We start from the raw sequence: 13,625 nt of genomic DNA, 5'->3' as shown, positions 1-13,625 counted from the left end.
GGGGGGGCGGCGGGGGGGCGCGGGCGGCGCCCCGCCCCCCGGGCCAGCGTCGGGCCCCCCGCCCCCACGAGTCCCGGTGGGGGCCGGGGGAGTTCCTCCGGCGGAGGCCCCGGGGGGTCGGGCCCGGTGAGGAGCCGCTGGCCGAGCCGTCGGAGATTCCACTGCTCGCGCTGTCGCGGATGGCGCGTGAGCACGTCGCGCCGCCGCCGGTGATTCCGCCCGCGCCGGACTATGTGCCGCCGCCACCGCCGGCCGCGCCGCCGGTGCCGACGGTCCCGCAGCCGCGGCTGCGTGACCGCATCATCGAGCGCATTCCGATCATCAACCGCTTCCACGAACCCCAGTACTGACCCCGTCTCTCCGCCGAAATGGCATTCCGGCAGCGGAAGTTCGAGTGCAGGTCTGCTGGAATGCCATTTCGGCGGAAAGGGGTCAGTGCGGCACGAGGTTGTGCAGCGGTTCGCCGCGCTGCAGCCGTCCGATGTTCGCGGCGACGTCGTCGACGCGACCGGTGAACGTGTCGGTGCTGACACCCGACGAGTGCGGCGTCATCAGGATGTTGGGCAGCTGACCGAACGGCAGATCACCTGGCGGGCAACTAGATCCGTTGACGGGGTAGCGGTACCAGACGTCGATCGCGGCGGCCTTGATGACACCGCCGGCCAGCGCGTCGTAGAGCGCCCGCTCCTGCACCAGCGCGCCCCGGCCGACGTTGATCAGCACGCCGTCGGGCCCGAGCGCCTGCAGCTCCGGTGCGCCGATCATGCCCTCGGTGTCGCTGTTCAGCGGCGCGGACACCACCGCGACGTCACATTCGCCCAGCAGCCGGTGCAGACGGTCGGTGCCGCCCACCCAGTCCAGCCCGGCGTCGTCGGCGACCCGCCCGGACCCGGTGACCGCGGCGCCCGTGCAGCCGAAGGCCCGCAACAACTTCCACGTGCACCGGCCGATGTGGCCGAACCCGACGAACCCGATGCGGGCCTCGCCGAGCGTGACGGGCTGCGGTATCGAGCTGTCGTACATCGAGCTCGCCCAGACGCCGTCCCGCAACCGCGCGTCCTGACCCAGGAACCCGCGCCGCAGCATCACCGCCGCGCCGGCAACGTACTCGGCGATCGAGCGTTCGTGATGGAAGGTGTTGGCAACCAACACCTCCGGCGGCAGCGCGGTCAGCTCGACCTTGTCGGTCCCGGCGGCCGCGGGATGCACCAGCCGCAGCTTCCCGGCCACCCGCGCCATGTCGGCGGTGAACCGGCTGCCCACGTACACCTCAGCCTCGCGCAACTCCTGCTCCGGCACACCGCCGAGGTGCCACCGGACATCCGACCCCGGCGGCACCGCGGATTCCAGCCGTTCGCGGTGCGGCACCAGATTCGGATCCGCCACAACGATTCTCACCGCTGTCCCCGGTCCAGCGCAGGCCGCTTGCCGTCGAACGTCCAGCCCGGGATTAGGTACTGCATCGCGACGGAGTCGTCACGGCCGCCCAGCCCCTCCCGCCGGTAGAGCTGATGGGCCGCGGCCACCGCGGCCTCGTCGAGCCGCACACCGAGGCCGGGCGCGTCGGGCACGGTCAGGTATCCGTCGGTGATGCGGTACGGATCGGTGGTGATCGCCTGGCCGTCCTGCCAGATCCAGTGCGTGTCGATCGCGGTGATGTCTCCGGGCGCCGCGGCGGCGACGTGGGTGAACATCGCCAGCGACACGTCGAAGTGATTGTTGGAGTGCGACCCCCACGTCAGCCCCCACGCTTCGCAGAGCTGCGCGACGCGCACCGACCCAGCCATCGTCCAGAAGTGCGGGTCGGCCAGCGGGATGTCCACCGCACCGGAGCGGATGGCGTGGCCCATCTCGCGCCAGTCGGTGGCGATCATGTTGGTCGCGGTCGGCAGGCCGGTCGCCCGTTTGAACTCGGCCATCACCTCACGTCCGGAGAACCCACCTTCGGGGCCCACCGGGTCCTCGGCGTAGGCCAGCACCCCGGTCAGCTCGCGGCAGGTCCGGACCGCGTCGTCCAGCAACCAGCCGCCGTTGGGGTCCAACGTGATTCGCGCCCCGGGGAAGCGGTCGGCCAGGGCGATGACGGCCTTGGCCTCGTCGGGTGCGGGCAGCACACCGCCCTTGAGTTTGAAGTCGGCGAACCCGTACCGGGCGTGGGCGGCCTCGGCGAGCCGCACCACCGCGTCGGGGGTGAGCGCCGCTTCGTGACGGACCTTGAACCAGTCGTCGGCGTCGGGTGCCTCGTCGGCGGGGGAGCGGTAGGCCAGGTCGGTCCTGGTGCGGTCGCCGACGAAGAACAGATAGCCCAGCGCCTGCACCCGGTCGCGCTGCTGCCCGTCGCCGAGCAGCGCGGCGACCGGCACCTCCAGGTGCTGGCCGAGCAGGTCCAGCAGCGCGGATTCCACTGCGGTGACGGCGTGTACGGTGACGCGCAGGTCGAACGTCTGGGCGCCGCGGCCACCGGCGTCGCGGTCGGCGAACGCGCGGCGGATGTCACCCAGGACGGCGTGATAGTCGCCGATGCTGCGGCCGGTGATGATCGCCCGCGCCTCCTCCAGCGTGGCGCGGATCGGTTCACCGCCGGGCACCTCGCCCACCCCGGTGTTGCCGGCCGAGTCCTGGATGACCACCAGGTTGCGGGTGAAGAACGGTCCGTGCGCGCCGGACAGGTTCAGCAGCATGCTGTCGTGGCCGGCGATCGGGATGACGGTGACGTCGGTGACGGCGGGTGTTCTCACGGGACTTCCTCCGAATGTCATGACGCGAACCACTTGTCGCCGTCGGCCAGCGGGCGCACCACGCGGGACACCTTGTCTCCCATGGTGCGGAGCGCGTCGACGATGTCGCGTTCCCGGCGCGGGTCGAGGCGTTCCATCGGCACCGACGCGCTGATCGCGTCCTGGGCGGGTCTGCAGTAGCGCAGCGGCACCGCGAAGCACCGTAGCCCGATGGTGTTCTCCTCGTCGTCGCAGGCGTAGCCGCGGATCCGGACCTCGTCGAGGACGGCGTCGAGGCGGCCGCGGTCTGTGATGGTGTGCGGGGTGAGGCTTTTCAGTGCCGCCGGGACGTGCTCGTCGCGCTGGGTGCCGAACCGCTCGGCCAGCAGCGCCTTGCCCAGCGAGGTGGCGTAGGCCGGCAGCCGTCTGCCGACGCGGCTCGACGTCCGGGTGTACTGGGTGGATTCGCGGGTGGCCAGGTAGACGACGTCGGTGCCGTCGAGCCGTCCCAGGTGGAACGTCTCGTCCAGCTCGGAGCGCAGGTCCTCCAGGAACGGGGTGATCAACGGCAGGTACGGGTCGCCGTCGAGGTAACTGGTGCCGACCAGCAGGGCCCGGATCCCGATGCCGTACAGCGTCCCGGTGGGGTCGCTGCGCACCCAGCCCTGGCAGACGAGGGTGCGCAACAGCGCATGCGCACTGCTGCGGGGCATGTCGAGCGCGTCGCTGATCTCACGCAGCCGGGCCGGATCGTCGTGCCGGCCGGCGAGGTACTCGAGCAGCTCGACCGTGCGTACCGCGGACTTGACCTTGCGGACCGAGATGTCGGGTTCGGTCACGTCCCGCTCCTCACATGGTGAGCAGTTCGCGGGCGATCAGCACCACCGCACCGGCCGCGGAAACCGCGATCGCCAACCACCGCAACCGTTGCGGGTTCAGGTGCCGGTTCAGCACGGTGGACAGCAGGTAGCCCAGCACCGCCGCGGGGGCGAGCACCGCGAAACCCCACCAGGTGCGTTGATCCACCGCGCCGGTGAAGCCCAGCATCACCAACGACATCACCGAACCGACGAGGAAGAAGCCGCCCATCGTGCCGCGCAGCTCGGCGCCGCTGCTGCGCTGCCACACCAGCGCCATCGGCGGGCCACCGATCGCGGTCGCGGTGCCAAGCAGCCCGGATGCCGCGCCGGCCGCCACCACGTTGCGTCGCCGCGGCGCCGGGACCCAGCCGCTGCTGGTCAGCACCACTCCGCCCAGCACCACGCCGGCCAGCAGGATCGACAACGCGCGGTGGGGCAGCGCGGCCAGCAGCAGCGCTCCCGCGACGGTGCCCGGAACCCGGCCGACCAGGGCCCAGCCCGTGCCGTGCAGGTCGATCGACTCCCGTTCGCGGACGACGACGATCAGCGTGACCAGTGTCGCCACCATGATCAGCGTGGCGGGGATCAGCGTCGGGTCGACGAGCGCGACGATCGGCGCGGCGAACATCCCCATGCCGAACCCGATCGACGCCTGCAGCGCCGAGGCGAGCAGGATCGCCACCGCCAGAACGCAATACCCCGTGATACTCATGCGGGTACGGTTTCACGCCCACTCCCTTCGAGTAGCAGCGGGTGGTGGCACAGCGCGGTGTGGCCGGCGACGTCGGGGTCTGAGACGGCGACGGGCGTCGTCGTCGCGCACACGTCGGTGGCCTGCCAGCAGCGGGTGCGGAAGCGGCAGCCCGACGGCGGGTCGAGGGGTGAGGGCACCTCACCCGTGAGCAGGATCCGCTGCCGGCGCCGGGCGCTGTCCAGCGTGGGCGCCGCGGACATCAGCGCCGCGGTGTAGGGGTGCTCGGACCGCTCGAAAACGGCGTCGGTGGGGCCGTTCTCGACGATCCGGCCCAGGTACATCACCGCGACCCGGTCGGCGACGTGGCGTACCACGGACAGGTCGTGGGAGATGAAGATGTAGGAGATCTGCAGCTGCTCCTGCAGATCGTTGAGCAGGTTGAGCACCTGCGCCTGCACCGACAGATCCAACGCGGACACCGGCTCGTCGCAGATGATCACATCGGGGTTCAGCGCGAGAGCCCGGGCGATGCCGATGCGTTGCCGCTGCCCACCGGAGAACTCCTGCGGATACTTGTTCGCCGCCTTGGCGCCCAGGCCCACCATGTCGAGCAGGCCACGCACCCGCATGTCGCGGTCCTGGCGGTTCTTCACGATGCCCTTGTGACTGCGCCACGGCTCGGCGATGATCTCGGCGGCCGACATCCGGGCGTTCAGCGACGCGTACGGGTCCTGGAAGACCATCTGCACGCGGCGGCGGAACCTGAGCAGTTCGGCGCCCCTGAGGCTGAACGGGTCCACGCCGTCGAACCGCACCGTCCCCTCGTCGGGGCGTTCCAGCATCATCAATGTGCGTGCCAGCGTGGACTTTCCGCAACCGGACTCACCGACCAGGCCGAGTGTCTCACCGCGGCGCAGGCTCAGCGTGATGCCGTCGAGCGCGCACAGCTTGTTCTTGCCGGCGTGCGGGACCCGGAAGCTCTTCCGGACGTCGCGGACCTCGAGCAGGTTGTCAGACATTGGCGACCTCTTCCGGGAAGTGGCAGGCTGCGCGGCGGCCGGCGCCGACGGCGGGCGGCGCGGGGCGGGTGGTCCGGCAGACGTCGGACGCCAGCGGGCAGCGGGCCTGGTAGACGCAGCCGTCGGGGATCGAGTGCAGATCCGGCGGGGAGCCGCCGATCGACTTGAGCGCGTCGCCGCGGCGGGCGTTGACGGGTACCGAGTTCAACAGGCCCTTGGTGTAGGGATGTTTCGGGTCGGCGAAAACCTCGGCGACGGTGCCGGTCTCGACGATGTTGCCGGCATACATGATCACCACGCGGTCGGCTTCCTCGGCCACCAGCGCGAGGTCGTGGGTGATGAGCACGACGGCCATGTGGTACTCGGTGCGCAGGTCCCGCAGCAGCGCCATGATCTGCGCCTGCACCGTCACGTCGAGCGCGGTGGTGGGTTCGTCGGCGATCAGCACGCTCGGGTTCAGCGCCACGGCCATCGCGATGAGCAGACGTTGCCGCATACCGCCGGAGAACTGGTGCGGGTAGGAGTTGAGCCGGGTCTCGGGTTGCGGGATTCCGACCCGGGCCATCAGGTCGACGGCTTTGCGCTTGGCCTCCTTGGCGCTCAGGCCGCGGTGGATCCGGAACGGTTCGGCCAGTTGGGTTCCCACGGTGTAGAGCGGGTTCAACGCGGTGAGCGCGTCCTGGAACACGATCGCGAGCTCGGTGCCCGCCATCGCGCGGCGTTTCTTGGGCCCGACGCTGAGCAGGTCGACATCGGCCAGGCGTGCGCTGCCGCCGACGATGTCGGCGACCGGTTCCAGCAGGCCGACCAGCGCGGTGGCGGTCATCGACTTGCCGCAGCCGGATTCGCCGAGCAGGGCGAGGGTTTCGCCGCGGCGGGCCTGAAACGACACCCCGTTGACGGCGCGCAGTGTGCCGGTGATGGTGCGGACCTCGACGGTGAGTCCGTCGACGTCGAGTACCGGGGCGGCGTCCACGGCGTTCACGGCCATGTCGTGGTCGGCGAGTGTGGTCATGCGCGAGCCTTTCCGGTCTTGGTGAACGTGCTCAGGCGTTTCTGCGGGACGGTCAGGCGCCACCGCTGCGCGGGGTCGGTGGCGATGCGGGCCCACGCGGCGAGGATGGTCGCCGACACCGTGGTGATCACGATGGCCAGGCCGGGGAAGAAGGACAGCCACCACGCGGTGTGCAGATAGGTGCGGCCCTGCGAGACCATCAGGCCCCAGCTGACATCGGGCGGCTGGATGCCGATGCCCAGGAAGCTCAGCGAGCTCTCCGCGAGCATGACGTAGCAGAAGTCCAGCGTCGCGACGGTCAGCAGCGTGGGCAGCACGATCGGCAGCACGTGACGGAAGATGATCGAGTTTGCGCTCGCCCCGAAGGTGCGGGCCGCGTCGACGAACACCCGGCTCTGCAGCTCCGCGGACTCGGCGCGCGCGGTGCGCAGATACACCGGGATGCGGGTGATCGCCAGTACCAGAACGATGTTCGCGGCGCTGGGGGAGAACACGTAGAGCACGACGACGGCGAGCAGCAGCGACGGGAAGCTCATGATGACGTCGGCGACGCGCATCGCCAGGGTCTCCCGCCAGCCGCGGTAGTAGCCGGCCCACATGCCGATCGCCGACCCGACGACCGCCGAGATGACGACCGCGGGGATCGCGACCGACAGCGTGGTCTGGCACGCCACGACCAGCCGGGCCAGCATGCTGCGGCCCAGCGGGTCGGTGCCGAGCACATTGGCCCAGCCGTGCGACAGCGTGAACGGCGGCTGGTTGGAGTTGTCCAGGTCGATCCTGGTGGCCAGGTCCCCGACGATCATCGGGCCGAAGATCGCGGTGAGGAACACCAGGCCCAGCACACAGGCTGCGACGGCGGCCACCCGGTCGTTGACGAGCAGCCGGAACCACAGGGATCCGCCTCGCTGCCGGGACATTCCGGTGTCGTCCTCCCCGACGATCGCGGTGGTGGGTTTGACCGGAACCAGGTCGATCTGCGTCATTCGTGGGCCCCTAAACCTTGGCGGGTTCCCGCACCCGCGCGTCGAGCAGCGCGTAGCAGGCGTCGATGAAGATGTTGAGCAGGAAGATGCTGACGGCGGTGAGCAGCACGGCGGCCTGCAGCACCGCGAAGTCGCGCTGCAGGATCGCGTCGATCATCAGCTTGCCGATGCCGGGCCATCCGAAGATGGCCTCGACCACGACCGCGCCGTTGATCAGGCCGACCGCGAGGTCGCCGGCGACGGTCAGGGCGGGCGCGGCGGCGTTGCGCAGCGCGTGGTGGGTGACCACCCGGAAGTCGTCGGCGCCCTTGCTGCGGGCCAGCCGCACGTACGGCGCGGACAGCGCGGAAACCATTGCGCCGCGCACGACTTGGGTCAGCACACCGAGCGGGCGGATCATCAGCGTCGCGATCGGCAGGATCCACGACAGCATCCCGGCGTCGGTGCCGGAGGTGGGCAGCCAGCCGAGCAGCACGGCGAACAGCCACACGCCGGTGATCGCGAACCAGAAGTCCGGGATGCTCGCCGCGGTCATCGACAGCAGGCTGGAGAACCGGTCGGCCGGCGAGTTGGGCCGGTACGCGGCCCAGCAGCCGATCACGACCGCGCCGACGATCGCGAGCAGCATCGTGGTCAGCGCCAGCTGCAGCGTCGCGGGGAACGCGCGCAGCGCCATGTCGGCCGCGGACTCACCGGTGCGCAGCGACGCGCCGAAGTCGAGGTGGATGACACCCTTGAAGTAGTCGATCAGCTGGGTGATCAACGGATCGTTGAATCCGTTGGCCGCCGCGAACGCCGCCCGCTGTTCCTCGGTCGCCGATTCGGGCAGGTACAGGTTGGTGGGGTCACCGGTGAGCCGGGCGAGCAGGAACACGCCGAGCAACACGATGATCAACGGCAGTGCGCTGGTGTACATCCGGCGCCGGACGAAGGAGAACATGGGGCTGACCTTCCTGATCTCAGGACTCGTCGGTGCGGTCTTGGGCGCCCGGGCCCGCGGGTGTCATCGCGGCCAGCACCATCTCGTCGCCGGTCGCCGGGTTGGGGGTGTAGTCGATGCGCGGGGACTTGCCGAGGATGCCCTTCATGTGGGCGATGTAGGCCATCTGCATGATCTCCTGGGGCTCCTCGGCGAACAGCGCGGCGAACGCGTCCTGGCGGGCCTGGCCCGTCAGCGCCTCGGCTTCGCGGATCTTGGCGTCGAATTCCGGTGTGCCGTAGGCGGCCTGGGGCCCGTCGGACAGCATGTACTGGTCGAGGGTGAACGCCGCGTCACCGGCCTGGTTGCCGTGCATGATCATCAGCAGGTACGGGCCGGTGTTCGGCGGGAACGGCCGCAGCTGGTACTCCAACTGTGCTGCGGTGTCCATCATCTCGATCGAGACGTTGAGCCCGATCTCGGTGAACTCGCTCTGCAGCACCTCGATGGTCTCGGTGATCTTCGGGAACTGGGCGGTGCGTCCGATCAGCCGGATCTGGCGGTCGACGGGCACCCCGTCGGCCCTGGCCTCCTCGATCAGCGCCTTGGCCTTGTCGATGTCGTGCGGCCACAGCTGCAGCCGGCCGTTGTATCCGACGACGCCCGACGGGATCAGCTGCGCGGCGGGCTCGCCGAGGTCACGGAACAGCGCCTTGACGATGCCGGTGCGGTTGACCGCGTAGTTGATCGCCTGGCGGACCCGGATGTCGTCGAGCGGCGGCTCGGTGGCCTGCATGCGCAGCGCGGTGGTCTCGTTGTTCTGGAACGGCACGCCGAGATCACCGGCGCCGTCCTCGGGTCCGAGGCCGACGGCGATGTCGGCCTCGTCGTTGGTGATCATCGCCGCCCGCACGCTTCCCTCACTGCGCCACTGGTATTCGGCTCTGGCGAATGCCGGCGCGGTGCCCCAGTAGGCCGTGTTGCGGGTCAGGGTGAGCTTCTGGCCGTACTCCCAGCGTTCGATGGCGTACGGCCCGGTGCCGATGGGCTCACGGACCTTCTCGGTGATGCTGGTGGTGCGGGGCACCATCTCCACGAACGAGAGCCGCAGCGGCAGAATGGGATCCGGCGCGGTGGTGCCGACGACGACGGTGGTGGGGTCGGGGGTGCGCAGGCTCAGCTGCTCGTCGCCGAAGACGTAACCGTCGACGTTGCACTGCAGATCGGAGTTGACCGCGCGGTCGATCGAGAACGCCGCGTCGTCGGAGGTGAACGGGGCGCCGTCGGAGAACGTCACGCCGTCACGCAGCCTGAACGTCCACTCGGTGGGGCTGGTCTGCTGCCACTCGGTGGCCAGTAGGGGGTGCAGGTCGCCGGTGTCGGCGTCGCGCTCGAGCAGCGGTTCGGTGATGTTGGAGCGGACCACGATGCCGGTGGAGGTCAACGAGCTCTCGCACGGTTCCAGCGTCGGCGGCTCCTGCTGGAGCACGATGCGCAGGGTGTCGGGGTCGTAGCCGCCGCCCCCGGAGTTGGCGACGGTGCAGCCACCGGACGCGACGGTCGCTGTCGCGAGCGCCAGCGCGGCCAGGCTCCGACGCGTGAGCCGTGTGCTGGGGTTCATGGATCCTCCCGGACCGGGGGTAGTGACGTCCACGTATGTAGATGCGATCTGTGATGGCAACCACACCGTAGGAGTCTCGCGAAAACAGCGTCAACCCTGCCTGATTCGCTGTTCTGCACCGATTTCCCGGCGTCGTGCGACCGCTCAACACTGTCCGAAACCGGCCCTGAGCTGGGGTGTTAATTCGGCCGCAGGTCCGGTGATGCACTCGCGCTCTGGGCCCGTGCCTTGATATGCGGTTTGGGTATAAGTCCATGCCAATTTGGACGTGGACCGGTATCCGCAGCTCGCCGTACCGTGAGACGCACTATGAGCACTGCACAGAACCGCTCCGTGTTGCAGGTCGGGCCGCTGATGCCGTCTCTGTCCCGCACTCTCGCCGACGACTACGCGGCGCGGCAGCTGCCCACCGAGCCCGCCGAGCGCGCGGCGTTCCTCGCCGAACACGGTGCCGAGATCACCGCGGTCGTGACGTCGGGGCGCACCGGTGTGGACGCCGAGCTGATGCAGGCGCTGCCCAATCTCGGGGCGGTGGTGAATTTCGGCGTGGGCTACGACACCACCGACGTCGACGTGGCGGCCGCGCGCGGCATCGGGGTGAGCAACACCCCCGACGTGCTCACCGATTGCGTGGCCGACACCGCCGTCGGTCTGATGATCGACACGCTGCGGCAGTTCTCGGCGTCGGACCGCTACGTGCGGGCCGGGCGCTGGCCGGTCGACGGGTCGTACCCGCTGACCCGTCAGGTCAGCAACACCGACGTCGGCATCATCGGGCTGGGCCGTATCGGCACCGCAATCGCGGTGCGGCTCAGCGCTTTCGGCTGCACGATCAGCTACCACAACCGCCGCGAGGTACCCGACTCGCCGTACACGTATGTGGCGTCACCGGTGGAACTGGCGGCCGCGGTGGACGTGCTGATCGTGGCCGCGGCCGGTGGCGCCGGCACCCGCGGCCTGGTGAGCCGCGAGGTGCTCGACGCGCTCGGCCCGCAGGGCTACCTGATCAACGTCGCGCGCGGCAGCGTCGTGGACCAGGAGGCGCTCGTCGCGGCGCTGACGGACGGCCGGCTGGCCGGCGCGGGGCTCGACGTGTTCGCCGACGAGCCGCAGGTACCCGAGGAGCTGTTCGCGTTGGACAACGTGGTGCTGCTGCCGCACGTGGCCAGCGGGACGGTGCAGACCCGCGCTGCGATGGAGGCGCTGACGCTGCGCAACCTCGACAGCTTCCTCAAGACCGGCGAGCTCGTCACCCCCGTCTGACCGCCGAAATGGCATTCCAGCAGCGAAAGTGCGAGAAGTGCCCTGCTGGAATGCAATTTCGGCGGAGAGGACGGGAGAGGACGGGAGAGGACGCCGGAAGGACTAGCTGGTCCATTCCTGTTGCGGCAGCACGTCGGTGAGCAGCCGCAGCAACGCCGGATTGGTCGAGTCGCCGCGCCACACCGCGTCCAGCTCGACAGGCCGCTCCCGGAACGCGCCGATGGTCCGGAACACCACGCCCTCGGGATGCAGCGTGGCCGCCGACGCCGGCACCAGCGCGATCCCGATGCCCGACCGCACCAGCACCAGCATCGTGTGCACCTGCGTCACGTACTGCACATAGCGCGGAGTGGTGCCCGCGATCGTGAACGTCGAGATCAGCAACTCGTTGAAATAGCGGGCCTGCACCGGCGAGTACATGACGAAGTCCTGGCCGTCGAGGTCGATCAGCGTGAGTTCCCGCGTCATTTCGGCCAGCGGATGCCCCTCGGGCAGCGCGGCCAGCAACTGTTCGTGCAGCAGCGGCCGCGACACCAGCCCGGGGCGTTTCAGCGGCGGCCGGGCCATGCCCAGATCCAGCTCGCCGGTCATCAGCCCCTCGATCTGCGCGGAGGTCACCATCTCCCGCAGGTCCAGCTGCACGTCCGGGAGCCGCTCCCGGGCGCTCTCCAGCAGCCGGGGTAGGACGGCGTGCGCCGAGGCCGCCGTGAAGCCGACGACGACGGTGCCCAGGTCACCGGCCGGGATGCGTCGGACGGTCTGCGCGGCGCCCTCGGCGAGCTGCAGGATGCGCCGCGCGTCGGGCAGGAACGCCGCGCCCGCCGGGGTCAGGGTGACGGCGCGGGTGGTGCGGTCGATCAGCTGCACGCCGAGCTCGTTCTCCAGTTGCTGGACCTGACGGCTCAGCGGCGGCTGCGTCATGTGCAGCCGTTCGGCGGCACGGCCGAAGTGCAGTTCTTCGGCGACGGCGACGAAGCAGGACAGCCGGGCGAGGGAGAACATCAGGCCATTGGCGTGAGCTTGACGGCGGCGATTCCGAGCCGGTCGACTGCCTCCTCCCATTCGGCGATGGTGGGCAGCCGCCCGTCGCGGAAGGTCATCCCCATCTGCCGCTGCGCCTTCTTCGGGCCGTAGCCGGTCGCCACGCGCTCGCAGATGCCGGCCACCGTCGACCGGTCGGTGATGAGCTCTCCGCGCATCGTGCGGGTCTTGCCGCGGTGGGACACCTGCGCGTCGGCGCCGCCGCGGAAGTTGTACTTCCACTGCGCTTCCAGCACCACGTAGAGGTCCCCGTCGAGCAGATGGGCGCTCACCGGCGTCGAGTACTTCTTGCCGGACTTGCGGCCGGTGAACGCGACGAGCATGAACGGGCTGAGGACGCCGCCCAGCGGGGTCTTCAGCGCCACGCGCAGGGCGGGGTTGATCACCCCCAGCACCGCCTCGGGAGGATGTGCGGCGTCGATGGTCTGCTGATCAGTCATGTGCCCACCGTAGAACCCCGCGAGGCCACCCGCGCGAGATTCACCAGCGGGGGCTGCGCAGCTCGAATCCCGGATCGACGGTGCGCATGTAGCCGGTGTCGTCGCGGTCGCGGATCCCACAGCGCAGGTACTGCTCGTGCAGCGCGGCCAGCGCGTCGTCGTCGATCTCGACCCCGAGGCCGGGGGACGTGGGCACCGGCACCGCTCCGTCGACGAACGTCAGCGCGCCGTCCTTGACGATGTCCTCGGTTTTCCACGGCCAGTGCGTGTCGCAGGCGTAGGTGAGGTTCGGTGTCGCGCCGGCCAGGTGCACCATCGCGGCCAGACTGATGCCCAGGTGCGAGTTCGAGTGCATCGACAGGCCCAGCCCGAACGTGTCGCAGATCCCGGCCAGCAGCCGTGAGCGCTGCAGTCCGCCCCAGTAGTGGTGATCCGAGAGCACCACCCGCACCGAGCCTTTCGCCACGGCGGGGGCCAGCTGGTCGAACGCGACGACGCACATGTTGGTCGCCAGCGGCATCGGCGCCTGCCGGGCCACCTCGGCCATCCCGTCCAGCCCGGGCGTGGGATCCTCCAGATACTCCAGGATGCCGGCGAGTCCGGTGGCGACCTTCACCGAGGTCTGCGGGGTCCACGCCGCGTTCGGGTCCAGCCGCAGCGGCACGCCGGGAAAGGCGCGGGACAGCGCCTCGACGGCAGCCATCTCCTCCTCGGGCGGGAACACCCCGCCTTTGAGTTTGATTGCGGTGAAGCCGTATTCGTCGACGATGCGACGGGCCTGCGCGACGAGGCCGTCCGGGTCGAGTGCCGCACCGAACCGGTCGGGTTCGGCCCCGGGGTGGCCTTCCCACTTGTAGAACAGGTACGCGCTGAACGGCACCGCCTCGCGGACCGCGCCGCCCAGCAGATCCGACACCGGCCGGCCCAGCCCCGACGGCGCGTGTCCGGGCAGGCGCAGCGTGCTCATCTCACCGGCCAGGGTCACGGTGTGCACCGCTTCGCCGAGCATGTCGGAGAACCACACCAGCCCTTCGAACCAGCGCGGCCCCT

At 70.0% G+C, this 13,625-nt stretch carries 13 protein-coding genes and 1 pseudogene; 2 read left to right on the top strand and 12 right to left on the bottom strand.

The annotated features are described in order from the left end of the window. A pseudogene (locus ASJ79_RS32030) lies at positions 1 to 350 on the top strand (hypothetical protein); the annotation flags it as partial. Positions 351 to 432: 82 nt separating this feature from the next. On the opposite strand, the gene ASJ79_RS06755 reads toward ASJ79_RS32030, so the two are convergent. From ASJ79_RS06755 to ASJ79_RS06715, 9 genes are read right to left on the bottom strand one after another with little or no spacing between them, the layout of a single operon-like run. Continuing rightward, entirely contained in the window at positions 433 to 1,398 is a 966-nt protein-coding gene (locus ASJ79_RS06755; protein ID WP_067953960.1) for a 2-hydroxyacid dehydrogenase, read from the bottom strand. After that, positions 1,395 to 2,759, bottom strand: coding sequence for an enolase C-terminal domain-like protein (locus tag ASJ79_RS06750; RefSeq protein ID WP_067953959.1), 1,365 nt, complete (start codon positions 2,757 to 2,759; stop codon positions 1,395 to 1,397). The genes ASJ79_RS06755 and ASJ79_RS06750 overlap by 4 nt, the downstream gene beginning before the upstream one ends. Continuing rightward, positions 2,756 to 3,556 carry an IclR family transcriptional regulator gene (locus tag ASJ79_RS06745; protein WP_067953958.1) on the bottom strand — a complete coding sequence of 267 codons (801 nt, stop codon included), beginning with the start codon at positions 3,554 to 3,556 and terminating at the stop codon, positions 2,756 to 2,758. Before ASJ79_RS06745 ends, ASJ79_RS06750 begins: the two co-directional genes overlap by 4 nt. A gap of 10 nt (positions 3,557 to 3,566) precedes the next feature. Next, positions 3,567 to 4,289, bottom strand: coding sequence for a sulfite exporter TauE/SafE family protein (locus ASJ79_RS06740; RefSeq protein WP_067953957.1), 723 nt, complete (start codon positions 4,287 to 4,289; stop codon positions 3,567 to 3,569). Beyond that, complete coding sequence (locus ASJ79_RS06735) at positions 4,286 to 5,290, bottom strand: ABC transporter ATP-binding protein (protein ID WP_067953956.1); 1,005 nt, start codon at positions 5,288 to 5,290, stop codon at positions 4,286 to 4,288. Before ASJ79_RS06735 ends, ASJ79_RS06740 begins: the two co-directional genes overlap by 4 nt. Further along, a complete protein-coding gene (locus tag ASJ79_RS06730; protein WP_067953961.1) occupies positions 5,283 to 6,281 on the bottom strand; it encodes an ABC transporter ATP-binding protein in 999 nt (332 codons plus the stop codon). The genes ASJ79_RS06735 and ASJ79_RS06730 overlap by 8 nt, the downstream gene beginning before the upstream one ends. Positions 6,282 to 6,301: 20 nt before the next feature. Further along, on the bottom strand, positions 6,302 to 7,291 hold the full coding sequence (locus ASJ79_RS06725; protein WP_067953955.1) for an ABC transporter permease: 990 nt from the start codon (positions 7,289 to 7,291) through the stop codon (positions 6,302 to 6,304). 10 nt (positions 7,292 to 7,301) lie between these two features. Continuing rightward, the gene (locus ASJ79_RS06720; protein ID WP_067953954.1) at positions 7,302 to 8,231 is read right to left on the bottom strand and encodes an ABC transporter permease; all 930 of its coding nucleotides are present in this window, start codon (positions 8,229 to 8,231) and stop codon (positions 7,302 to 7,304) included. A gap of 19 nt (positions 8,232 to 8,250) precedes the next feature. Further along, on the bottom strand, positions 8,251 to 9,831 hold the full coding sequence (locus ASJ79_RS06715) for an ABC transporter substrate-binding protein (protein ID WP_067953953.1): 1,581 nt from the start codon (positions 9,829 to 9,831) through the stop codon (positions 8,251 to 8,253). Between the two features lie 309 nt (positions 9,832 to 10,140). Here ASJ79_RS06715 and ASJ79_RS06710 point away from each other — a divergent pair, with 309 nt between their 5' ends. Further along, on the top strand, positions 10,141 to 11,094 hold the full coding sequence (locus tag ASJ79_RS06710) for a 2-hydroxyacid dehydrogenase (RefSeq protein WP_067953952.1): 954 nt from the start codon (positions 10,141 to 10,143) through the stop codon (positions 11,092 to 11,094). Between the two features lie 102 nt (positions 11,095 to 11,196). Here the strand turns inward: ASJ79_RS06710 and ASJ79_RS06705 are convergent, their stop codons facing one another. The 3 genes from ASJ79_RS06705 to ASJ79_RS06695 all read right to left on the bottom strand — a co-directional run. After that, positions 11,197 to 12,096: a LysR substrate-binding domain-containing protein gene (locus ASJ79_RS06705; RefSeq protein WP_067953951.1), complete on the bottom strand. Its 900-nt coding sequence runs from the start codon at positions 12,094 to 12,096 to the stop codon at positions 11,197 to 11,199. After that, entirely contained in the window at positions 12,096 to 12,575 is a 480-nt protein-coding gene (locus ASJ79_RS06700) for a hypothetical protein (RefSeq protein ID WP_067953950.1), read from the bottom strand. Before ASJ79_RS06700 ends, ASJ79_RS06705 begins: the two co-directional genes overlap by 1 nt. A gap of 40 nt (positions 12,576 to 12,615) precedes the next feature. After that, a partial coding sequence (locus tag ASJ79_RS06695; protein ID WP_156448306.1) for an enolase C-terminal domain-like protein occupies positions 12,616 to 13,625 on the bottom strand: 1,010 nt, incomplete at its 5' end.

This window comes from Mycobacterium sp. NAZ190054, assembly GCF_001545925.1.
In the GTDB taxonomy this organism is placed as follows: Bacteria; Actinomycetota; Actinomycetes; order Mycobacteriales; family Mycobacteriaceae; genus Mycobacterium.
Note: the sequence above shows the minus strand (reverse complement) of the source record. Positions and strands in the feature narration are given on the sequence as shown.

Excerpts from the sequence above, each read along its gene's own strand:
- ASJ79_RS06740 (WP_067953957.1), bottom strand. The coding sequence starts at position 4,289 with ATGAGTATCACGGGGTATTGCGTTCTGGCGGTGGCGATCCTGCTCGCC.
- ASJ79_RS06720 (WP_067953954.1), bottom strand. The coding sequence starts at position 8,231 with ATGTTCTCCTTCGTCCGGCGCCGGATGTACACCAGCGCACTGCCGTTG.
- ASJ79_RS06750 (WP_067953959.1), bottom strand. The coding sequence starts at position 2,759 with ATGACATTCGGAGGAAGTCCCGTGAGAACACCCGCCGTCACCGACGTC.
- ASJ79_RS06735 (WP_067953956.1), bottom strand. The coding sequence starts at position 5,290 with ATGTCTGACAACCTGCTCGAGGTCCGCGACGTCCGGAAGAGCTTCCGG.
- ASJ79_RS06700 (WP_067953950.1), bottom strand. The coding sequence starts at position 12,575 with ATGACTGATCAGCAGACCATCGACGCCGCACATCCTCCCGAGGCGGTG.
- ASJ79_RS06715 (WP_067953953.1), bottom strand. The coding sequence starts at position 9,831 with ATGAACCCCAGCACACGGCTCACGCGTCGGAGCCTGGCCGCGCTGGCG.
- ASJ79_RS06725 (WP_067953955.1), bottom strand. The coding sequence starts at position 7,291 with ATGACGCAGATCGACCTGGTTCCGGTCAAACCCACCACCGCGATCGTC.
- ASJ79_RS06705 (WP_067953951.1), bottom strand. The coding sequence starts at position 12,096 with ATGTTCTCCCTCGCCCGGCTGTCCTGCTTCGTCGCCGTCGCCGAAGAA.
- ASJ79_RS06730 (WP_067953961.1), bottom strand. The coding sequence starts at position 6,281 with ATGGCCGTGAACGCCGTGGACGCCGCCCCGGTACTCGACGTCGACGGA.
- ASJ79_RS06710 (WP_067953952.1), top strand. The coding sequence starts at position 10,141 with ATGAGCACTGCACAGAACCGCTCCGTGTTGCAGGTCGGGCCGCTGATG.